This is a genomic window from Brevibacillus sp. AG162, assembly GCF_006715575.1.
GTDB classification, from domain to species: domain Bacteria; phylum Bacillota; class Bacilli; order Brevibacillales; family Brevibacillaceae; genus Brevibacillus; species Brevibacillus brevis.
In genome coordinates, this window is sequence record NZ_VFNO01000004.1 from 65,665 (window position 1) to 89,422 (window position 23,758).

14 protein-coding genes are annotated in these 23,758 nt (G+C 49.2%); 7 read left to right on the plus strand and 7 right to left on the minus strand.

Annotated features, from left to right (window positions below):
• Nucleotides 1-23 precede the first annotated feature (23 nt).
• The 7 genes from FB479_RS14230 to FB479_RS30515 all read right to left on the minus strand — a co-directional run bounded on the left by FB479_RS14230 (nt 24) and on the right by FB479_RS30515 (nt 10,074).
• Nucleotides 24-4,856, minus strand: coding sequence for a collagen binding domain-containing protein (locus FB479_RS14230; RefSeq protein ID WP_142065746.1), 4,833 nt, complete (start codon nt 4,854-4,856; stop codon nt 24-26).
• Between the two features lie 52 nt (nt 4,857-4,908).
• A complete protein-coding gene (locus FB479_RS14235) occupies nt 4,909-5,526 on the minus strand; it encodes a class D sortase (RefSeq protein WP_142065747.1) in 618 nt (205 codons plus the stop codon).
• A 263-nt stretch (nt 5,527-5,789) separates the two neighbouring features.
• Nucleotides 5,790-6,422 (minus strand): YHYH domain-containing protein, encoded by a 633-nt coding sequence (locus FB479_RS14240; protein ID WP_142065748.1) that lies wholly within the window; start codon nt 6,420-6,422, stop codon nt 5,790-5,792.
• Between the two features lie 10 nt (nt 6,423-6,432).
• Nucleotides 6,433-7,065, minus strand: a complete 633-nt coding sequence (locus tag FB479_RS14245) for a LysE family translocator (protein ID WP_142065749.1) — start codon at nt 7,063-7,065, stop codon at nt 6,433-6,435.
• Between the two features lie 152 nt (nt 7,066-7,217).
• Entirely contained in the window at nt 7,218-8,978 is a 1,761-nt protein-coding gene (locus tag FB479_RS14250; RefSeq protein WP_142065750.1) for an SH3 domain-containing protein, read from the minus strand.
• Between the two features lie 14 nt (nt 8,979-8,992).
• A complete protein-coding gene (locus FB479_RS14255) occupies nt 8,993-9,928 on the minus strand; it encodes a hypothetical protein (protein ID WP_106654988.1) in 936 nt (311 codons plus the stop codon).
• Nucleotides 9,925-10,074: a hypothetical protein gene (locus FB479_RS30515; protein WP_007724683.1), complete on the minus strand. Its 150-nt coding sequence runs from the start codon at nt 10,072-10,074 to the stop codon at nt 9,925-9,927. Before FB479_RS30515 ends, FB479_RS14255 begins: the two co-directional genes overlap by 4 nt.
• A 365-nt stretch (nt 10,075-10,439) precedes the next feature.
• Between FB479_RS30515 and FB479_RS14260 the strand changes: the two genes are divergently transcribed.
• From FB479_RS14260 to FB479_RS14290, 7 genes are read left to right on the plus strand one after another with little or no spacing between them, the layout of a single operon-like run.
• Complete coding sequence (locus tag FB479_RS14260) at nt 10,440-12,233, plus strand: vWA domain-containing protein (protein WP_106654987.1); 1,794 nt, start codon at nt 10,440-10,442, stop codon at nt 12,231-12,233.
• A 13-nt stretch (nt 12,234-12,246) separates the two neighbouring features.
• Nucleotides 12,247-15,636 (plus strand): tubulin-like doman-containing protein, encoded by a 3,390-nt coding sequence (locus FB479_RS14265; protein ID WP_142065751.1) that lies wholly within the window; start codon nt 12,247-12,249, stop codon nt 15,634-15,636.
• Between the two features lie 34 nt (nt 15,637-15,670).
• On the plus strand, nt 15,671-18,019 hold the full coding sequence (locus FB479_RS14270; protein WP_142065752.1) for a hypothetical protein: 2,349 nt from the start codon (nt 15,671-15,673) through the stop codon (nt 18,017-18,019).
• Nucleotides 18,016-19,293 carry a vWA domain-containing protein gene (locus FB479_RS14275; protein WP_142065753.1) on the plus strand — a complete coding sequence of 426 codons (1,278 nt, stop codon included), beginning with the start codon at nt 18,016-18,018 and terminating at the stop codon, nt 19,291-19,293. The genes FB479_RS14270 and FB479_RS14275 overlap by 4 nt, the downstream gene beginning before the upstream one ends.
• 17 nt (nt 19,294-19,310) lie before the next feature.
• Nucleotides 19,311-19,946 (plus strand): beta-mannanase, encoded by a 636-nt coding sequence (locus tag FB479_RS14280; protein ID WP_106654981.1) that lies wholly within the window; start codon nt 19,311-19,313, stop codon nt 19,944-19,946.
• Between the two features lie 13 nt (nt 19,947-19,959).
• Nucleotides 19,960-21,225 (plus strand): TRAFAC clade GTPase domain-containing protein, encoded by a 1,266-nt coding sequence (locus FB479_RS14285; protein WP_106654980.1) that lies wholly within the window; start codon nt 19,960-19,962, stop codon nt 21,223-21,225.
• Nucleotides 21,225-23,729: a GAP1-N2 domain-containing protein gene (locus tag FB479_RS14290; RefSeq protein WP_142065754.1), complete on the plus strand. Its 2,505-nt coding sequence runs from the start codon at nt 21,225-21,227 to the stop codon at nt 23,727-23,729. The genes FB479_RS14285 and FB479_RS14290 overlap by 1 nt, the downstream gene beginning before the upstream one ends.
• The last annotated feature ends 29 nt before the right edge of the window (nt 23,730-23,758 follow it).

Below are 23,758 nucleotides of genomic sequence, written 5' to 3' on the forward strand. Positions count from 1 at the left end.
CTGGACTTGGTCCTTTCGATGAGCTACGCTTTCTTGTTTCTGCGATACATGATCGAAATACCGATCAAGATCGAAGCGATACCTGCAACGATTGGGAGTGGGTTAGCCTGTTCTCCAGTCTGAGGCAATACTTTGCCTGTAGATGGAGATTCGTTGCTGGTTTCCAAGACGTTGGAGTTGTTGGCAGCTCCCGAATCGTTCGGTTTGCTCGTATTTCCTGTCTGATTCAACTCCCCGGAAGTGTTGGGGTTCGTAGTGTTGTTGTTTGCATCAGGAGTGCCCAGTTGATCTGGGTTACCAGGTTGGTCTGGGTTGCCAGGTTGATCCGGGTTGCCAGGTTGGTCTGGGCTACTAGGTTGGTCTGGGTTGCCAGGTTGGTCTGGATTTCCAGGTTGATCTGGTTTGCTTGGTTTATCTGGTTTATCTGGTTTATCTGGTTTATCTGGTTTGTCTGGTTTGTCTGGTTTATCCGGTTTGTCTGGTTTCTCTGGCTTTTCCGGTTTAGGTTCTGGTTTAGGTTCTGGTTTAGGCTCTGGCTTCGGCTCTGGCTTCGGCTCTGGCTTCGGTTCAGGTTTTGGCTCAGGATTTCCGCCTCCACCGCCGCCTCCGCCGCCTCCACCTCCACCGGAGGTCACGTCATTTTCGGCAGTAACAAGCACATGCTCGCCAACTACTTGATTCCGTTTAATCTCGAAAGCAATTGGCTTGCTGTTTATTACATAACCAGTAGGAGCCTTCGTCTCGATAAACTCGTACTTGCCAGGGTTTAGGCCTTCGACTAGAAGTTCACCGTTTGCGTCAGTTGTCAGCTTTGTCAGCTCTTGGCCGTTCTTGTCTTTGGTTACCTGACCATTTTCATCGCGGAGCGTAAATTCAGCTCCTGTGAGCTTATGATTTGGGTATCCCTTTCTTATTTTGGTCAGTTTCACAGATCCTGGGATCAATCTGTTGGTCAACGTGAGAGAGGCCGTACCTTCATCTGTTACTTCGAATTTCAGTGGTTCAGCCAGCTCATAATCGGCAAGCGCTTTTGTTTCCACGAGCTGGTAGAATCCTGCTTTCAGGTTCTCGAGGAGAAGGATACCGTCCTTATCCGTTGTGAGTCCACTTTGCAGTACGTTCCCATCAGCATCTTGAAGCTCAAAGGTTACGCCAGGAAGTGGCTCTTTGGTGTAATGGTCCACTTTAAGCAATTGAACGGACCCGATATTTTTGGCGTTCTTTTTCGTAAGGGTTACAATTTCTGTCTGGTTGGAGGCGATTTTGAATGAAATAGGAGTCGCATCCAGCTTGTATCCCTTTGGAGCCTTCGTTTCGACTAGCTGATAGTTTCCTTCTGCCAGATCGCCTTTGGCGACTTTTCCGTCAGAGCCGGTTGTCAGCTCCGCGATCGTTTCGAATGCTCCGCCCTTTTCAACCTGTAGATGGAAGACAGCGCCTTCCAGCGTTTTGCCAGCATTCTCCGCGTCAACTTTGGTTAACTCAAATCCTTGACGAAGCAGCTTGTTGTCGATGGTCACTTCGATTGCAACTGGAACAGCAGGGTCAGCACCTGCGGGAGCTTTTAACGTAATGTCTTTTCCGTTTCTGTACTCGTCTGCGATGACGTAGCCAACAGGAGCGGATAGTTCTTTTAACTTGTACGCTTTAAATTTGTAGCCTTTGAAGGTGGCGATGCCGTTTTCATCGGTCACGACTGTTTCCAGCAAGGTTTTCCCCGCCTTGTCGTACAGTCCAAACGTGGCGCCTGCCAAAGCTTTTTTCGTATCTGCGTCTGTTTTGACGATTTTCAAATCGCCTTTACCAGGTGTGCCGGCTCCGCCACCAGCACCAGACAAGCTGACTTTGACACCTTCTTGTCCGTCTTTACCTTTACCTACAACTGTTTTCCCTGCAAAAGAGGCTTCGTTTTTGATGATCTCTCCATGATCAGCATTGATAAAGGAGCGGTACTCCAGGATGTAGGCAGTGTGCAGGTCGTTTTTGAAAGTCAGTTGAAAGGTGTTGCCGGTCACTTCTAACGTGTAGTCCTCGGATGCCACTTCTTTTCCGATAGCCAGGGCACCGGATTCAGAGACGGTTGTCGTAAAAAGTTTGAAGGAGTCTTTCATCAGAATTTGATTGCTGGACAGCGTATCGGTCAATACAGCGCCTGCTGAAATGAAAGACTGGCTCGGATTGATTTTTACTGTCCATGTTGCATACTCTGAATCTGCTCCTGTACCTTGTACGCCTGTTTTGAGGACGTACTCCCCACCGTATGTCGGTCTGACGGTCGTCTTGCCTTTATAGAGTGGAGTGCCTGTTATGTCACTATCATGCATAGTGGCATTGTTTTCGTACACTTGTCCGACAGGCAGATTAGCCAAACTGGTTGTGTACGTGATGCGATAGGCCGAGTCGATCTCTCCAAGATGCAGCTCAAAACCGTTGGTTAATGGGTCGAGTTTGATAGGAACAACAGGTCCTTCGACCACTTTCACGCCGTCTGCTCCACCTGTAAGCAGCAACTTATGCACTCGTAACGATTCCTTCACAAAAGTTTGTTCTCCGGTATAAAAATCCCGGATGATCGCGTTGTTAATCTTGTGGAGGTTATAGTTCACATCGATTGTCCACGTGATTTCTTTTGTGCGGGCGTCGTATGTACCCGTTTTGTTGCCGTTATTGCTGGTGTAGTTGTCTGGTTTAACAGTGGCGGATTTCGTGATGGGGTCTTGTGCTTTCCCGTTTTCCTTCCAGTTCAGTTCAGCCTTGTTTTTGTACACGGATGGACGGTCTTTGGATGTAGGATCGAACTTCGTCAGGTACGTAATGACTAGACCTTTTGTGACTGGTTTGTGGAAGGTAATCTTGAATCCGTCTTCGTATTTTGGATTCGGAGAGATGCTGTAGTCTTTGTCAGGACCTTCTTCCAAATCCTTTGTCCAATCGTTGATTTTTACTTTGTCAGGAAGAAGAGTCAGCCCTTGCCCCGCATAACTGTCGGTAATGACGACATCATCCATCACCTGATTGTCCTCGTTTAGACTAAGTGTCCATTCGATCGTTTTATCCAGGTAGTTCACTTTTTCTTTTTTTGCGTTTTTCCAGAAGATTGCTTGAGTGATCTCTCGGGATGCATCTTTTTTGGTTCCATCATAGATCTCTACTTCATTTTTCACGAGGTAGCTGTCTTGGTGGACCCGATTTTTAGCTTTGGTTTGGTAAGTGATTTCGTAAGCAGCCGACACGTCATGATCAAACTCCAAGCGGAAGCCGATAGCCGATGGGGTTACGTTGTACCCTGTGATGGCAGCCCCGTCTTTTGTTCCGTTTCCGTTGTCACCGATGGTCATTTTATGAACGGTAAAAGAACCATCCACGAGCTCTTGATGACCGGTATCGAAACGATCCTCGAGCCATGCATCGCTTTGCTTGATCAATTTTTCATTGTAGTTGTACTGAATAGCCCAGGTGATCGTTTGTGTGTTGTAATCATAGCCAAGCGCTTTTTTGTTCAAAGGCTGGCTGAATCGAACAGAGACATTCGCGGAATCGATCAAATCCTTTGGAAGGTTCGTTCCTGTGACAGTGGCTTTATTCGTGTAGGTTGTATCTGTCGTACCGGTGACGTTGGTCTTGTACGCGACGCGATAAGCACCGTCGATGTCGCCAAAGTTAATTTTGAACCCGTTTCCTTCTGTTAATTTCTCAGGAGTGAAGGTGGTTACCTCAGCCTTTGGATTAACAGAGCCATTCAACTGAACTTCTAATGGGAAGACCTTAATCGAGCTCATATCGATATCCAGACCGCTTGGAAGCTCATCCGTAAAGACAGCGCCTTTAATCGGGTTTTCACTCAGATTAAAATCGACGGTCCAGTCGAGATGACTAGGATTCATGCCCTTGTTTGCTTTTCCGTTCTTGTCGATTTCAGTGTTGTTTTTGCCTTTGAAATGGACAGAGATCGGGTCGATACCCTTGAAATTGAAATCGATCTCCTGTCTCGTGCCGCCCTCAAACTTTTTCTCATCGAATTCCCGCCACACATAGAACGTTCCGTCATTGATCTCTGTGCCGTCATTGATGGCATCACTAAAAGTGAAGGTGACAGTACCGTCTGTTGTTACTTCATAGGTGCCGTAGCCTCCGTTCAGATTTTCGGTCAAAGTCCGATCGGTCCGAAACTTGTCTGGAAGAGTGAAGGTAAAGGTGGCACCTTCCGAGTAAGGATGTCCAGCAGGGATTTGCCAGGTGAAATCAACTTGAACACGCGAGCCCTGATCGGGGCGGATGTCTTCAATGTTGTTTCCGTCTTTGTCCTTGATGACTACGCTGGTGATGATGTTGTCTTTAATGATGTTGTCTTCAGGATCTGGAACTGGTACCGGTACCTCTGGTAGAGGAACTGGTGGTTCAACAGGTGGCGTAGTAGGAGTTCCTGTACCCGGATCGGTAGGGTTGCCTGTACCCGGATCAGTAGGGTTGCCTGTGCCCGGATCAGTAGGGTTGCCCGTGCCCGGATCGGTAGGAGTTCCTGTACCCGGATCGGTAGGGTTGCCTGTGCCCGGATCGGTAGGGTTGCCTGTACCCGGATCGGTAGGGTTGCCTGTGCCCGGATCAGTAGGGTTACCCGTGCCCGGATCGGTAGGATTGCCTGTGCCCGGATCGGTAGGGTTGCCTGTGCCCGGATCGGTAGGGTTGCCTGTGCCCGGATCGGTAGGGTTACCCGTGCCCGGATCAGTAGGATTGCCCGGCTCCCCACCAACGATAACCTCACCTTGCGTTTGGGCATACGAGGTTGTCGTGAAACCGAAAAAGTTTTGGATGATGAGCAAAAGTGCCACCACAACGATCCAAGAGTTCCTTTGCATATGCTCCTCCTGTACTTAAAAACTAGCTCATTCCGTCTTTCAGTAGGAAGTGTTAAGGCTGAGATGAAGTCGTTTGTTTCCATTCAGCTTGAACGATCAGTCTGTCCTTCGGATCTTTGGCTCCAACAGGGGTGCACGTGACCAAGGTGATCAATGGCTTCTTTTGATCCTCTAGAACTTCTACTTGTGTACGATCGACGACAAAGGTTTTCACGACAACGAATTGGTAGGTCGCCGTTTTTGTCTTGATCTCGATCTCATCGTTAGGTGTTAGTTCGTCCAAGCGATTGAATTGCTTACCGTAAGTAATCCCGCGATGACCTGCCAGTCCAACATTGTTCACGCCGAATTCCTTGTCTGGCTCGATCAGGCCAACACCTTTACTCAAGGCAGGCTTGTCCGCGCCTTCAAAAATCATCATTTCCAGATCAATTTTGGGAATCCGAATCACGCCTCTGGCACCTTCCAACATAGCGAGCGGCTCTTGTATCTGAGGAGCTGGTGGATCCTCAGATGCAGACGTTTCTATTTGCTCGCTGACGTTGCTCAGTTGTTCGAACGCTTCGATGAGCTGCTCTTGCTTTTGTGCAGATACCGCCGTTTCCCATTGAGGATAGAAAAGGAGGAATAAGCCTGCCAAAATAAACCCAGCACTTAACAGCACTCGCACATTCTTCAACTCCCTTTTTGCACCGTTAACTCAATTCATCTTTCCCCCCTTGTCCATTTTTAAGTTACGCTAAACTTTTTTCGGCAAGGGCATTCTTCGTTGTACAAATCTTGCTAGTCGAGAACAACAGATTCACCCGCTGTTCCAATTGTGAAAAAATGCCTAGAGGTATCATAATCTTTCGACCTAAACAATTTCTGAACATGAAAAAAGCCAGAGGAGAAAGAATCTCCTGCCTGGCTTTTTCAGTCTTCATTCTACGGTTAATAGGCAACGCTTTTCGAAACAAATCCAACTAAAACCTTCCCGTTTGCATCGATGGTGGAGCCGTAATACCAATCTCCATGTTCACCGACTACTTGAACAAGTGCATCTCTGACAGCGTAGCCCCTGCCTGGACTTTCTGGCGAAGGGGTCGAGAAGAAGTAGCCTTTCTCTCCTTGAATTTTGACAGTCTTAGGAGTCATTGGTGTATAAGAGGTGACCACTGCTTTGGAAACGTAACCTTGATCCATGGAGATAAATTCCGGCTGTGTACCGGATGCTTTGATTTCAAAACCATACCATAGGGTTGCAGTAACGACAGAGTCAATTGATGGAGCAGAATAAACGTTAGCATTGTTTACAGCTACAATGGTTTTCGAAGGTAGTATTTTAGGTTGTGTACGGGGGGCCGCTGGTTTTGGAGGGGCCGATTTTTTCACTTGGCTGTTGGAAGAACCACTGCCACCGTTGTGATAGTGATATTCTCCATACTGTAATCCCCATTTTTCGCAGTTTGTTCTACAGGTGTGCCCACCATTTGCATCTGTTCTGCCTGGATGCGCTTCAATCATTTGAACAGGTAAAAAAGCAAAGCAAAGAATGAGTGCGAGTACAGAAATAATCTTTTTCATAGATAACCTCCTAAGGATTTGCTTTCGCCCGCAACAGATTCAACCCCATCCCGATAAACACAATCCCCGTCAGCTTGTTGAGAATGACAGAGAACTTCTGATTATTGCGCAATTTTTGCGTAGCGAAGGAAGCAAACAGGGCGAGGAGACTGCACCAGATGCCACCTGTAACGGTAAAAGTAAGGCCAAGAATAAGGAAAGGGAGTGGTCCGGCTTCCGTCGCGCTAACAAATTGCGGAAGGAAGGCGATGAAAAACAGGGCGACCTTTGGATTCGTGACACTTGTCAGGATCGCTTGCAGATAGACCTTTTCACCCTTCAGCTTCTTGGAATCGGCTGTATCAAAAGCTGGTGATTCCTTCGTCATGAGCATCCGAATGCCTAAATAGACGAGATAGGCGACGCCCAATATTTTGACGATGTTAAAAAGCACGATGGATTGCGCCAAAATGAGCGACAAGCCGAAAGCAGCCAAGAGCGTGTGAATGAGTGAGCCTGTCAAAATGCCGAGAACCGAAAGAATACCTGCCTGTTTACCTTGCGAAATGCTGCGGGTGATGATGTACATCGTGTCTGAGCCGGGTATCAGGTTCAACATGATCGCGGTCATCAGAAATGCTTCATAATGAACGATTCCAAACATCTCTTCTCACTCCTTATCTGCCTATAAAATAAAAATAAATTATAGAATAATCTGATACCTGGCGCAATGTGAAAAAATGAGAAAAAGCTCCTGACGCAGATCAAGGAAGGTGTGCCATGATCGCGAGGGGAGCTCCTCATTCAGCAAACAGATTACGGCGTTGATTCGGTAGCACGTATCCAGCCTTCTTTTCCATCGAACACAATCTGGTACCAGCCATTCAGATCTGCGATGACTTGGAAGGAACCATCTGCTACCTGACCGATATTCTCATATTCTTCACCGGGACCTGCAAAAACATCGATTTTTTGAGTGGCAGGGAGAGTTTGATCCGTCTCCTGTGTCGACCCGTCAGCAGGGGAAGTCACTTCTCCTGACTCAGTTCCCTCGGTCGTTTCTTCGGAGCTCTCCTCCAAGTCAGCCAGCTTTTCAATGTAAGCCAAGCCATTGTCCTCGAGCTTGAACAAAGCGATTTCGTTTTCTCCTTTTCCCACTGTATTTTTCATGATCACATGCTCGGAGTCCTCTACGCTGAGTTCATCAGCTTCGACCAAAAAGCGCTTTTCGAGTGACTCTTTTGTCAAATTCGGAGACAGTGCCGCGTAGGCGTTAGCACGTTCCTTGCCGGATGCACTCACGATAATCACAGGCTTTTCTTTACTCCCGAGAGTATCGTCAATCTTAGCCTTTGCCGATTTCATGTCCACATCGAGCGACTGATCCAGATAGAGGAGCGAGTCATTTGGCATTTTCGCTGCGAAATAAAGACGCTGATCTGCCTTAGAGAGTCCAAATGCGTAAAGCTTTGCTCCCCAGCGATCTGTGCCGGAGAGCATGTCGGTGAACGTTCTGTCTGGATATCTCAATTGCAATAGGCGTGCTGGATCGTATTCCAACCAGAGCTTTTCCAGATCGGACAGGAGTGTAGCCGTATCCTGGAGCGGATTCAACTGTTCGTACAATTCACGCGCTTTGGTGAACTCGAACGACTTGATGTATTGTTCTGCCTGCTTGAGCTTGCCTTCCAGATAGCGGGTGACCGAATCGAGGACAGGTGAATCACTGGACAGTACATCCTCGATTTTGCGATAGGCGGCTGCCATGTCAACGAAGGCACTCAAATCCTTCGATCGGATGACTTCCTTGATTTCAGCTAGCGCATACTTTTCCAACTGACCCACTAACCAATCTGTCTCGATACCCAGTTTTTTGTATTGGCGTATGCTGGTAGCTGTTTTGGTGATGACTTCCTCAAAAGAAGCCGAAGCGATCAATTTCCGCAGCTTTGTCTTTTCATAGTTCTGGAACAAGGCCGAGAGCTCAGCCTGCTTCTTCTCTTTGCCACCGTAGTATTCATCTGGAATGGCAAGGAGTGTTTCGATGAAAGATTCGTCCTGATAGTTTTCCTTTTCGAGATTCGATTGTGCCTGAGCCTTGGCTGTTTGCAAGGCATTCAAGTAATAATCGGAAAAGCTCTTATCCATACCCAAGTGAGCGGACAATTGCTGGAAAAACATCGCTGGTACGTCCTTTTGATTCTGGTATTTCTGTTTGACTGCTTGGTATTGTTCATAGATTGCACCGATCTCTGCGACCTTTTTCTCCGAGATGGCTGAACGCGAGTACTGGTAAAGCCCTTCCAGCTCGATACGGATAGAAGTCAGCTGGAGCATGATGGAATTCCATTCGTCATCCCCGTAGGTCAGGACAGCCATATCATGCGCACGAGAAAAGGTTTCCTCGGCTTGCAGCAGGTTCTTTTGTTCATAAAACGCCTTTGCCTGTTTATATAACGTAATCTGCTTGTACCCGAATCCGAGCTTGAACAGAACAGCGATCAAACCCAAGGCAAAGAGTCCGAGAAAAATATTACGGACCCAGAGGGACCTATGATAGGGAGAGATAGGCAGCATAAAAGGCTCCTCCTTCACAGTATGCCTTTGAAATCCGGGTCAAACGCGTAATGCGTATCTACCCTGTTTTTGGTAGAATGATATAGTTGTTCCCAACCTTCATTCTTATGGGTTTGTACCATTTTTGCCAATCGCAGAAGGCGCTCGCGAGGCAAAAAATCGATAAATTCGATAATCAGATCCTGATACTCGTCCACATAAGACTTCATGCGGAGCGCTGCACCTGCCACTTGACCGATGAGCTGATCCCCGTTTTCCAGCAACAATATTTGATTTTTATAACGTCTAACATAGGTAAGCACGGATTTTTTGACAAGCGAAGGCTGGACCTTGATGACTTCGCGCACATATTCCATGAAGTCCTTGTCGTACATAGACGGGATGAGTGTTTCGAGTTCCAGCTCCATGTCTTTGCGCAGGACGTAATGATTGAGGAACATGATCTTCCGTATCTTGATCGTATCGGAATCGATGAAATGTCCGATCTCTCTCGTTTTTTCATAAGCTTCCTTGAGGTGTCCTTCTTTGACGTCGTTGCCCACTTCCTCCAAATGACGGAGGAGTGACTTCTTGAGCGTATCCTGTTCCTTCGTTAAAAAGTGTTGAAATTGTACGTCTCTTTCATAGATGCCGTATTTTTTTTGCATCACGAAAAACAGGACGAACAACACACAGCCAATCCCTCCTGCGAGAGCTAATTGCAAAAGGGTCTCCGCAGAAAGGACAGCAAGACAGACGAACAAGCCCAAGAGCAAAAAGCGTGTCTGCACATAGCGGCGCGTCACAGCGTGGGAAACCTGGCGGATCGGTGTGTAGGCTCTCCCGCAGGTCTCACAATGCGTCTCCCACAGGACATGGTACGTATGGCATCGCGTGCACGCTTGAATTCTTTCGTACGTATGAGTGGTTTTACGGGTTTTGCGAAAATGGACGCCGATTCGTTTTCTCATGGTGAATCCCTCTTCTCATTCAGTAAGGCATGAAGATGCTGATCGATTTCGGCGTTGGAGAGATTGCGCCGTTTTAGTCGCAGCAGCTTGAGGAATCGGACCGCCAGCAGCAAAAAAGCCGCAAACAACAGAAAGTAAGTTAACATAAAATTTCTCCTAACGAAGTTGTCGAAATCTGTAACAAAGAATCATGTCGTATCGTATTACGAGTAAGGGGCAATCATTCTAGTACTTTTTTATCATCTGTCTTCTATATCTTGAATCTAGTGGTAATAGTGTCATAGTCTTACTTTCTTTGCAACACTTCACAAAGGATGGTTCAAAAAGTCGCCTTTTGATCACGAAGCAGTCAAGAAAGGTTATTCGACATCGAATATGGCGTTCACCTCAGAAGTCCGGTGCTCATGTAGATAGCCTACATTCCGCTCCTCCTTCTTACGGTTCTCGCCATCTTCTCGGTGCTGAAAAGTCAACTTTTTGAACATGATTCCAAACAAGAAAAGGAGCTCTTATGAAAATAATACGATTCCGAATGTTATGTCGATACGTAGCATGTCTTGCCCTGCTCTTGGTCAGTGTCCTCTCCGTCACTCACCCAGGCTATGCGCAAACGAGCGGAAACAATATGGACGCTGTCCTGGTCGTGGACGTCAGTAATTCCATGACCCAAAGCGATAAGAACAAAGTCAGCAACGAAGCGATGAAAATGTTCGTCGACATGACGTCGATTCAAGCGAACAAAGTCGGTGTAGTCGCCTATACTGACAAGATTGAGCGGGAAAAGGCACTGCTTGAAATTAATTCCGAAGAAGACAAGAACGATATCAAAGCCTTCATCGATAGCCTGCAAAAAGGAGCCTACACCGATATCTCCGTCGGGGTAACGGAAGCCGTAAAAATCCTTGATGCGGGACGCAATCCAAACAATGCGCCGATCATCGTGTTGTTGGCAGATGGAAACAACTATTTGAACAAAGCATCAAGCCGTACCCAAGCACAGTCTGATCAAGAGCTGCAGCAAGCAGTGAAGGAGGCCAAGGACAAAGGCTATCCGATTTACACGATTGGCTTGAACGCAGACGGTCAGCTTAACCGCACGACACTACAGCAGATTGCTGCGGAGACAAATGGTAAATTTTTTGAAACGAGCACAGCGGACAAGCTCCCGCAAATCTTAAGCGAAATCTTTGCGAATCACTTGAAGCTGAAGGTTGTCCCGGTTAAAAGCTTCGTCGCAAACGGTCAAGCTCAGGAGATTCCGATCCCAATCCCAAATGGCAGCGTCATGGAAGCCAATATCTCGATCATGTCGCAAAAACAGGTGGAAGCGAAGCTGTATGACCCAGCGGGCAAGGAAGTGCCAATCCCTTCCAACCAGGTCAGAATGTCGAAGTCCAATGCGTACACGATGATCAAGCTGGTCAAGCCACAGCAGGGTGATTGGAAGCTACAGGTAAAAGGTGCCCCGAAGGATAAAATCGATATTAACCTCATCTTCAACTACGATCTGCAATTGGAGATGGAGCCAGTCACAGCCAAGAGCTTCAAGGCTGGCGATGTCGTACCGATCAAGGCTGCACTTGTTTCAAATGGACAGAAGGTAGCGAGCCCTGATCTGTACAAGCAGATGAAGGCGACACTGATTGTTAATGACAAGACGGACAATAAGACGAATGAGGTCGTCCTGAACAACACGGGCAGCGGGTTCGAAGGCAGCTTCACAATCCCGGCTGACCATACGTACGAGATAAAAATCAAGGCAGAAGACACTAGCTTTTATCGGGAGACGAAGCCGCTCCTTCTAGATGCTTCCCAAACGGCAGGTTCTGGAGCGAACAAGCCGGCCACAACTACTGATCCTGTGACCGAATCGAAACCATTTCCGTGGATGACCGTAGTAGGAGGTACCGTAGTTCTCATCCTGTTGATCGGTGCTGGCTTGTACGCACTGTCGATCTATCGCAAGGCGAACAAGGGCTTCGCGGGCCAAATCGCTATCGAGATCGTGGATGAGGATACGGGCGAAAAGTCCAACCCGCAGTACAAGAAACTGAACGCTTTCAAAGGAAAAGTGAAGCTGCACCAGCTCTTGCAGCTCGCCCCTGAGTTTGCAGAGACAGAGAAAGTCATCTTTTTACCAGGGAAAAACGATACGCTGATCATCGAAAACCGTTCGAGCTGCCGAATCGAAAAGGCGGGACGTGTACTCGATGCAAGCAAAGGCAAAGAGCTGAAGAAAAACGATCGCATCAAAATTTCGTTAACGAATGTGAACAAGTCCTTATATGTAGATTACATCGTCTAGGAGTGAGTCGATTATGAAAGCAGTTGTGAGAGAACACATTCAACAATTGGACGTATCCCTCGGCGGAGGAATCGTCAGTGACAAGATTCGCGTAGATACAATCGATAACCCGATGCTCGTCATCGGTCTTGGCGGTACAGGAATTGATGCGCTTTTGCGCCTGAAATACCAAGTGAACAGACGCTTCAAGCTGCCGGTAGACCAGCTTTCCAAGAAGCGCAAGGAAAAGCCGGACAATATTGAATTCATCGCGTTTGAAACGAATGAGCATGACCGCAACAAAAAGTACAAGGGCATCGGACTCGATCCAGTGACGGAGTTCGTACTCCTGTCCAATCCTGAGATCGGCGGTGTGTTGCAGAATCGCAGCATTCTGGAGCCGTACATCACTGACTGGCTCTCACCAGAGCTGACGATTACGGACGGAATCAGCGGAGCATCGGGTGTACGCCAGGCAGGTCGACTTCTTCTCTTTACGAAAATTACGCAGGTGGTCCAAACCATTGAGAAAAAGATCAAGATGCTGTGCGAGGGCACGAACAAAAAGCTGACCGTATTCCTCTTGAGCGGTTTGTCCGGGGGAACGGGGAGTGGTTGCTTCCTCGACATCGCCTATATCGTGCGAGGCATTTTGGAGCGCGACTTCGGCAGTGCGGGGGTAGACAAGGTGAATACGCTGGGCTACCTGTTCACGCCTGACGTCAACCTGTCGAACAAGAGCCTCAGCTCACACACACGCGACTACATCATGAAAAACGGTTATGCGGCCTTAAAAGAGCTGGACTACTGGATGAATGCGGATGAGCGCAACGAGCGTTTCCGCCAGCAATACGGCAACGTGCTCACCGTCCAATCACCAATGCCGCCATTCAACCTGTGCCATTTGATTTCTGCGACCAATCTCGAAGGCAAAGCATTGGAAAACGCCTACGATTACTGCATGAACGTAACTGCGGAGAACATTACGAACTTCATGGCGAGCGAAGAAAAGCGCTCGGGTGAAGAGTTTGCGATCCACGACTATATCAGCAACATCCGTACGAACATCAACCAGATGCCAAAAGCGTACGCAGCCAACTACCAATACAACGTCATCGGTGCTTCCTCTGCTGTCTTGCCAATCGAAGAGATGACAACGTACTTGGCATATCGCTTGTTTAAAAAGATGGAAAAAATGTTCACGGTAGCACCGACGCAAGAAGATGCGGAGAAATTCGCCCGCAAGCTCGGAATCGACATCGACTCGATTTCCCGCAAGTTCGAAGAGCGCGTTCCTGAACCGTTGCCAGGCTATGAAAATAGCGAGCGTCTGAACTACAGCAACGTGATCACCCAGCAAGTCGTGAGCATCGACCACGAGCTGGAGCAAGGCTATCTCGCCAAAGCGCGCGAAGCGTACATCAAGTCCAAAAAGCAGATGCCAGGCGACATGATCTCTGTTTTTGGCGAAATGATCACGCGTGTATTCCTGCACCCGCAGCAAGGACCATTCTATGCGTCCCGTCTGATTCATTCGGACAAAGGCTATTGCCTGATGAAAATGATCCTCTCCTACATAGAGAGCCTCAAGGCGAATTTGGAGAGCTTCCCGCCTGAGATCGAGGGCGCTCGCGAAAACGCGAATGAAAAGCTGGGCGATGCCCGCAGTGCATTCATCTCCAAGGAGAAGAAGAAAAACAGCTACATCGAAGCGAAGATCAACGAATACCAGCTCCTGGCTGATCAGGAAAAGCTGGAGCAAATGATCGAATTCTACGAAGAGCTGCACCGTTTGTTGAATGCAGAAAACAATCGCATTTATAACGTATTTACTGAGATTTTGAACGCACTCAACCAAATTTTCGAGCAAAACGGCGACATCCTGATCAACGGCGGCGAAGAGAGCGACCGCACTGGCAACAAGACATACTACTGGAACATCGTCAGTGTGCCGGATATCTCCAAAGTCGTCAGCAACATTCTGGACCAAAAAGAGGCGGATGACCTGATCCGCGATTTCACCAGCGAGCTGCTGCGACACTCCGATCAGTGGGTCAAAGAGCAGGAGTTGGATATCGTCAGCTCGATTTCCGAATTCCTCTCGGAGAAGTTCGGTGAGGTGATCACCAAGTCGATGGAAGAATTCCTCGTGATCAAATACGGTCAGGACGAGACACTCGATCGCATCGTAGAGCGCAAGATTGCGAGCAAGCTGGATGAAGAGGCGATTCCGGTCTTCCATCTGAGCAACAATCTCGGCAATATGCACTTCCCTTCCTGGGGCTTTGTATCCGTGCCGCTGAAAGCACCATCGATCTTGAAGGGGATTAAAAACTATCAAAATACAGCGATTAGCGGATCGCGCTTTACCGTCAAAGAAAGCGAAGTCAAAAACCGCATCTTCTGGCTGAATACGAAAAACGGTGTTCCACTGTTCGCTTACACACCGTTGAAGGTCTACGAGGAAAGCTACGAACGTACAATTCTGGACAGAGAGGGTATCGGACGCCACCTCGTTCAAACGGAAAAGAACAACTGGGCGTACCTCCCATCCCCTATTCCTGAAAAATCGTGGGGAGATACGTACCAAAACGGACGGATCAAAGCGTACAACGCCAAAGTACGCGAACTGTTTGACCGTGCAGTGCGCTACGGAGTCATCCGCGAAAAAGGCAGCGACAGCAAGACCAGCAACCGCTATGAATCCATCGTGACGAAGCCGTTCTCGCTTGCTACATTCTTGGCTAAGCACCAAGCGCAAGGAGACGCGACCAAGCTGAGCCCTGGTGAGATCAAGCGTGCATTGGTTGAGCTCAAAGCCTTTATGAAGGATGGTCTGGAGCAAGAATTTACGCGTGATGTGTTCGGCAGTATCAATGAAGAGATGGCAAAAGAAAACCTGATTCGCTATCCTGAACAGATTCGCCTGATCGAACAAGAAGTGCGCAAATACGAAGAAATCGAGGCCAAAATCCAGGAGCTGGAGCAGATCGTAGGTGCCATCAAGGACGAAGAAGAGCTGGTAACCCGATTCATCGAAGCCCTTTACACAGGAACGATTTGCAAGCGCGGTGCGCTGTACGTCTACGACAAGGATGAGGAAGAAGATGCGTGGGAGCCATTCATCAACCTGATGAAGGTCAACAAGCACGTCGAATTCGCTATCTATGAAAAATTCCGCGCATTGGATCACAAGAGCATGGCAACGATCCAGCGCAAGGCTGCAAAACGCAGTGACGCGATGACCTCCGCAGAGGATACGCAACAACTGGTGGCAAAACTCGATGAAATTGCGGCGACCTTCCAAGAAACGAAAAACGATCTGGAATACGACCGCGACGAATACGTGAACGGTGAAGAGCTGTTCCAGTTCTACAAAAAGGTTTGGTCAAAAGTAAACGATATGCGCAAGACGCTGCAATAAACAATCACGATCGTTTAATAACCGAGGAGGACGCATGAGGGATTTGATTGGAGAGTTCGCGACCCAATACGTTACGGAATTGGAAAGACAACTGGATAGCGGAAACGGACAGCGAAGCATTCAAAACCCCGTGCTCTTCCTCTTTCTCGGGGATAAGAGCGTAGAGGCACTGCAAGCTGTTCGTGCCCACAATGAGCGCAACTGGCAAAATGGTCACGGTGTTCTTTATGTCCATGCGTATCAGGACAAAACGTGGGAGCATCCGCAAGTAATCGGCTGCCGCTTGCCGCAGGCAGATGCCGACAAGAAAAAGATGCGTACCTCGATCCACGAGCGTTTTTTACTCGATGAAGCTGTCACCATGGAACTGAACAAGGTGATGAAGCTGGCAAGCGTGCGGGTAGCGGAAATGGGCAAGTTGTTCACTGCTTTTCAGCAAGTCAATATTGCTGTCGTGGCAAGGGCGGATGACCCTGCCACGATCCTTTTGCCAGAGCTGACGCTGCTTCTCAAGGGCTACCTCAACGAGCTGTTTAAAAACGTATCAGTTGATCTGTACGTTCTGCTACAGGAAAAGAACAACGGGGAAGCATTCGGGTTCTCGACAGCGCTCTCGGTCAGCTTTTTGGAAGAGGTCAATCGCTATCAGCGGAGCGACTACAGCTATCGGGCGAATCTCTTGGTAACAGAGGATCTCGTGAAACTGCCTGTGGAGCATGTGAACGCACCGTTATTTTCGCTGGTGTACCTATTGAGTGACAAGACAGAGCACGGCTTGTTTATCGAAGGCGGCATGCAGGAAAATTACGAGCTGATCAGCAAGCTGGTGCTTTTGAACAACAAAAAGGTAGAGTCGGAGTTCCATGAAAGCAACGACGGCTATAACAAGCTGCAATTTATGCGCAGCATCACGGTTGACCACGGGCAGACCAAGTTCGCGTCTGCTGGTCTATCCAAAGTGAAGCGACCGACTCATGCAATTGCGCTGACGGTGCTGTCCGCAGTATTTGACCGCTATTGGGAGCGACTCCAGGACGGCGAGGTTTTGCCGAAGACAAAAGCGAGAGAAAAGCTCGGATTGACTGCGCATGATTTGCAGCGAAAACTGGCTGGCATTCTCCCTGAGGATCATATTCTGGAGGAAATGACGGGGCTCATGACCTCTGGCATCAGCTACAGCGAGCTTTGCAGTATGAATATGCGCGAAGCGGAGCTGGCTTTGTTTGACGGCAGCAGCCAAGCTTTTTTTGAGGCGAATGTCGTTTCCGGGGCGCGTAAACGTCTGGAGCACATGCTGTCTCAGGAGTCCTTGGCTGATTTGATTCAGAAAGCCGTCATCGAGGATGAACGGCTTGGGCTGTATGCGGCTTACTATCTCACTGCCGAACATGCCAATGGAGCAAACCTGCTGGATGAGCTGCACACTGGCATTCGCGAGACATCTCGACAGGTTGAAAAAATTAAAGCCGAGCTGGTCGATCTCTACCAAGAGCGGGTGGATCGGCAGGACATTCGCGTAGGAGGGTTTTTCACACGGGATAAGGAGCGTGTGCGGACCTTCATTCGCCATTTGCTGGACGCTGTTTATGGCAAAAAGCTGGAGCTGCTGGATTGGGAGATGATGCTCTCCATCCTTGTGAGCTATGAGAAACAGGCAGAGCAGATTCATCGGCAGTTAGGTGAGCAAGTCGAGCAGCTGGAAGCCTTGCATAAGCAACTGCGGGAAATCGCCCAGACGAGCGTTCGAGAAGCGACTGACTACTTGGGCAAAAACGTAGACGAATATTACGAATCTGTCGTCCATGAAACGATCCGGTCATTGGAAGCTTCACGCGGCAGTGATTTTTACATGGAACAACGGTATATTGGCAGCGGCGCTCTGCTCAGCGGGAATCGACTCGCCGGACTCGTGGAGAGGCTGTGTCAGTTTTGCCGGAACGAGATTCTCACCCGTGCGCCATTTGCTTTGTCTTTTGAAGCGGAGCTGCTTGCGCGTGCCAACGTCGGGGCTGCTTACGATAACCGAACCGTGCTGACGAAGGAGGATTTGTTCCTCGATCTGGCATTGGTGCTGGAAGAGCGGGCAGCGGTTCACATCGAAGTGTTCCATTTCTTGCAAAAGCATCGTTATGAAGAGAAGTACTTCTTTGCCGATATTCACAACGACTTCGTCCAGTATGCGCTGCACAAGGATGAGAGCACACGAACTTACAAGCTGGGCTGCATCCACGAGGAACAAAAAAGCGGGATAGAAAAAATGAACCAGATGGGTGGATTCGGCATGGAAGAGTTGATGTTTTACCGCAATAACAAGAAATACCATGCTTCCTATGAGGACAGCGGGTTTGTCTTTCGCCGTGTAGAAGGAGATGAGTCGTCATGAGTCAGAGAAGGGTAAGCTTACTCATGCTAGTGTGTAGTCTGGTAGGTGGCGTGATCGGATTTTTGGTCGGGGAAGTCATGCTCGGCAAGCTGTCCGGAGAAATACCGCAATGGTTGTTAATGGGACTTTATTTTGGTCAATATGCCTTTTTCGTAGGACTGATGTGCCTCATTGCGGAAATGATCTCGCCACGACTGAATGGAATCGGCTGGAAGCAGCGCTATCTGGGCTTTTCCTGGAAAATGCTCGTGCCCAGCACGTTTTTGATGGTGGGCGTAGTGGCGCTCTTGCTTCAGCTGCTGTACGGGTCATCGTTTCAACAGGCCAGCGGGGCCAACAATATTATTATGGTTCTGGATACGTCAGGCAGCATGCAGTCGTCTGACCCGGATAACCAATTGTTCAAAGCAGCAGCCGACATGGTGCAGCGCATGGACAGTGACATGAACATAGCAGTGGTTACGTTTCACGATCAAACGAATGTGCTGCAACCCCTCACTGAGCTGAGTAGCCAGTCTGCGAAGGATGAGGTTGTGAAGAAGCTGCTCCAATATCCGCGAACGGATGGAGGCACCCGGATCGACCTGGCACTGCAAGCGGGGCTGGACCAGCTGCAAGCCAATCAAATGGCGAACAGTACCGTCGTGCTGATGTCAGACGGCTATAGTGATCTGGATGTCCCTGCCGCACTTGCGCCCTACAAGCAAAACCAAGTGATTGTCCATACGGTCGGCATGAGCCAAATCGATGCAGACGGAACGGCGCTGCTTCAAAAGATCGCTGCTGAGACTGGCGGCAGCTACTTCAATGTCGAACACGCGGACCAAATGACAGGAATCTTTGGACAGATTTACGATATGAGCCGAACAGACCGCAATATTGTTTCCGAGCGGACAGGAGCGACAGAAGAAAGCATGTTTTACGCCATCACCCGTGTGGTCAGTGTTCTGATCATCGGTGCTTTGCTCGGCTTGGCGCTGGGTCTGGTTTTTGACAATCGCTATCTGGCCAAAAGCTTCACGATTGGCGGGGCAGTATCAGGATTGTTAGCTGGACTTGTTTTGGAAATGGGTCTGTCGTCAATCGATTTGCTCGATATGGTGGTACGTTTACTGGCGTGTTCTTTGCTCGCCGTCATCCTGACATTGTTCACTCTCTTTGTGCCAGCTTCCACGAGTGACGGATCGTCTTTTGCAAAGCGCAGACTGAACACCAGACAAAGCCCCCGTGCCTTGGACGCCGGGAACCAGAGCAGCAAGCGGTTTGATCTGTAAAGGGAGCATGATGAATCATGATTAATCGGGAGGAAACAACAGACACCTTCATCAAGGACGTCACCTGCCAGCATCAAGGGAGCGAATACGTGCTCAATTGGCATTGGGCGCAAGATATTCCGTGCGTGTACGTGCACAAGACGCAGTTTGGCGCCCCTTTTGACGTAAACGAGCTGGATGATCGTCAGTTCAAGCTGTACACCCGAGAGGAATACAAAGTCCACAAAGGGCTGCGGGAAAAAACAGACGGCATCGGCCGATACACATACCGCATCTTTCCTTGCCGATTGGAAAATGGCAAGCCAATTCTGCTCATGCCAGACGGCGATGCCCATGTGATCCATGTCAGCACAGGAAAGGCCAAAATCTACTACTCGTTCAAACGGGGCGGAAGCTGGTTCAGCAAGCATCAATCGTTGCAGATTCGCATTTTTTCAGAGATTCCGATCGCGCGGGACGTACTCTGCTACGTAAAAAAAGAAGGCTCTCCTCCCGCCCACAAGGATGATGGAACCCGATACAATTTCATTCGCGATCTCGAGCCCGGTGTCAATCTGATGCCGGAGATCGAGGTCAGAAAAAAAGACGTCGTCCGCCTGTTTTTTACGGACGGGAAAAAATACGGAGAAATGTACGAACTGATTCCTGAATAGGAGGGGATGCGCCATGCTGTCGTTTTTGAAAAACATGTTTGAAAAGAAGCCGCAGGTCAAGGAACGGCTTCCTTTTTACGATATTGTCTGCCCGTACTGCTTCGCCAAATACGGACCGGACGAAGTTGTCTTCCGTGCCACACATCATCGCCAGGATGACGAAGACTACGCGTTGCAGGAGGATGAGATTCTCAATGCGTATCGGGATAAATTTGGACTGGATGCCATCGACGAGCTGGAAGCGGTGATCGATCCGGAATCCATCCCGTCGGAAAACCATTTGTACGTCGATAACGTCCTCGCAGGTGTGACGGACCGATACGGCATGGTTTCCAAGCGCAGACTGTGCCCGAAATGCCACAATGAGCTGCCGATTACGGCAGGTAAAGCGCCGAGCAACATTATTTCGATTGTCGGGGCGTCGCAGGTCGGTAAGTCCGTTTACATGACCTCATTGATTCATACCTTGCAGAACACGACTGCGAATCACTTCGATGCAGCGTGTATGCCACTCAATGCGCAGATTAGCCGCAAGTTCCGTGAGAACTACGAGGCACCCTTGTTTGAACGCGGACAGCTGCTTGATTCCACGCAAAAAGAAAAGCGTCAGGAGCCGTTCATCTTCCAGTTCATTTTCAAGGATAGCGATAAGGCACCGTTGATCCTGGTGTTTTTCGACGTAGCAGGCGAGGGAATGGTCGACCGCGAGTATTTGGAGCTGTATGCGGCGCATGTGAAAAACTCGTCTGGCATCCTATTCCTGGTCGATCCGCTGCAAATCAAGACAATTCGCGATCGGGTCATGCTGCAAGCAGGGGATGAGCCAGGGGAATTCACGGCAAGGTACGACGAGCCGCGTGAGGTCGTGATTACGCTGTTTGAGAACTTCATCGGCTATCAGGAGCAGAGCAAGACACATATTCCGACTGCTGTCGTGTTGACGAAGAGCGACATGCTGCATCTGATCAAGGAAGACGACGGCGAATACATCAAGTCCAACAGCAATGTTTTCCGCAATTTCGTCCATGAACAATATTTAAATACGACTGAATTCGAGAACATCGATGGGGAAATCCGCCGATTCATCGAAAAGGTGGACAGACCGTTTAAAGACGCGTTGGATGTTTACTTTACGAATACGGCCTATTTCGCTGTATCTGCGCTGGGGAGCAATCCAGTCAATCAAAGGGTGAGTGGTGTCGTGACACCGATTCGCGTCGATGAACCGTTTATTTGGTTGATGCACCAGCTTGATTACATCGAGGGGAGGGAGCGGTAGTGAGCAACCGTCAGCCCATTTTGCAGCAGTACTACACCCGCGGGCGACAAGGGGTTTTCCGTTCGAACGAAGGATACGATACTGTCGCCAAAACGCCAGGGCTGGATAACCAATTCATAAAAAAGGCACTCCATCCGTTTTGCGTGTATGACGCGCCGCGACAGCTTCAAGAGCGGGCGGAAAGCAATCTGGCGCTCTTTCCGGAGGCCCTTGTCAGCTTCCAAGCCGAATCAGGAGAGATGGTTCTCGGCAGAAGTGTATTTGTCGGGGCGGACTTTACTGGGCAGCGCAATACGTTTTTCAGCCACAACTATGTCATTCCGGTAGAGCGCCGGGACGAGTTTATCAAGAACCCGGGCAAGATCTTCGGAGTGCGCACTTTTGCAGATCGCCACGACGATGCAGCGGGCAAGGAGCTTCCTGCCGTCGATGACATCCCTTCAGAAAAAGGCTTGTCGCAAGACCGAAAACAGCTGCTTGGGCAATTGGGCATCGATGAGCGTTTATTCAAACAGCTTCTTTTTGCGGTGATGTCCTCGCTCGCAGCGAAAAAGAAGGTGTTCATCAGCCTGGATGTGGATATTAGTGCCTCATCCAAGAGTGCTGCTCAAATGTTGGAGATTTTGTACAGTTGTCTGCCTTATGAGATGCGCAGACATTTTGGTTTTCTCACGTTTAGCAACGAGCCGCAGAGCAAGAAGCATATCCACGTCACGTTCGTGGAAAAAGGAAGCATACGCCCAGGCGGGGGGCACAGCGACAAAGACTTTTTGTTCGACTTCTCCCTTGGTCGCGTTCAGAACGTCGATTTGCAGGACGGAGGACACGAATACCTCGACTTTGCTTGGGAGTATGTGAATGAGCCACGGATTCTGGATGCGTTCCACGAATTTTGTGAGGAAGTGCTGGCTGGAGCAGACCATGCACTGGCCTTGAACATTCGCACGTACTATGAGCTGTGCGCACTGTATTTGATTGAAAAGGGACGAACGTCCGTGTATCAGAGCAAGCGGGCGGGCGTTTGGCAGGCGTTGAACAGCTATTTGGGACACAGTAGCTTGACGCGCAAGAAACGGCTGATCGAGCTTCAGGAAATGCTGATGCGGATCGAGGTAGAGGCGCTTTCGTCCAAACAGCTGCCTGACAGCGAGACGATCAAGCAAATAATCGAATCCTACCGTGTCACCAGGCAGGAACGTCTGCAAATGGATTTGATCCGCTTCTTGATGGACGTGTTGATGAAGGCTAAGACCTCGAGACAGAGCAGCTACGTGGCAGAGGTGTACAAGCATTTGTCGAGCAATCGGGAGCTGTTTGGCTTCATGATGCGGACGATTTTCGGCTATCCACAATTGGTGAAGCCGCTCTTTGAGGATTATATGACCGAGCGGGTAGCCGCCGTGACCAGCTTGGATCAGATGTTAAAGGAAATCCGGTTTTGGACGGAAACAGAACCGCAAGCCATGCGCAATGTTGTTTTTATTTCTACTACGACGGAGAAGGTTCTGCGTCTATTTACGCGTGAACGTCAAAAGCTCGCTGCGGCCATTACCATCCACCAGTTTTTTGAAAACATCGATGGCGCGCGCAGCTATGCCGATGAGCTGTTGGATGAACTGGACAAGTCTTTGATGAAGCTCGTCGCGCTAGACACGCTATCCAAGGATGATTTCCAAGTGCTCATCGCCCTTTTGGAGGAGAAGCCACAGAGCTTTTTCGGAACGCTGGATATGGAGAGTCGCCACAAGCAAGAAATGCTCATGAATCTAGCGAAGCTGCATGAAGAGAGAAGCACGCCACATCCGGCAGAGTTTTTCCGAAAATGGGATCGGGAAGCGATTTCCGTGCAGCAAAGAATGATCCAGAATATGTTGAGCAAACCGCTCCAGGCTGACGAGTTCCCGCAGGTGCCGCTGGTCTTTTACCGGGAAGATCATTTTGGTCAGGAAGGCTTCCAGTTTGCAGAATTGCTGGAGTATGTTCAGCAAAATGGCGGGGAAGCTGTTACACTGTCCTTTATCCAATGGACGATGGGCCAGCGGATGTTTTTCGAAGGGAAGTATTTGCTGCCTGCATACAGAAAAGCATTGAAGGCCTTTTTCCTTGAGGAGAAAGGCAAGAGATTGCGGGATAAAGAATGGCGAAAACGGTGGTATGCGATTCGAAATGCTGATTTCCGCAAGCTTTTGGACGAGGTACGCAGCGAAACAGCCAATCCGTTTGTGAAGCTGTTTCGGCACAAAGCAACGGTGATATCCAGCGCAGTTGTCTTGCTAGGTGCTGGAGCGTGGGGAGGCTATATGGTTTGGGGAGGTACGAGTACGCATGTGCAGCCACCTGAAACTGAAACGCAGCCTGAACCGATCCGCCCACCGGCTGTATTCGTACCGGTTTATCGGTTGATGGTGGACGAGCCTGACATTCAACCTGTCCGTGGCGTTCTGGGGGAGCGCAGCCAAGATGCATCCACGGGTAGTCAGCCTGTTCAGACAACTACACCCTAAGAGGATAAAAACGCCAACGCGGTCTGCTC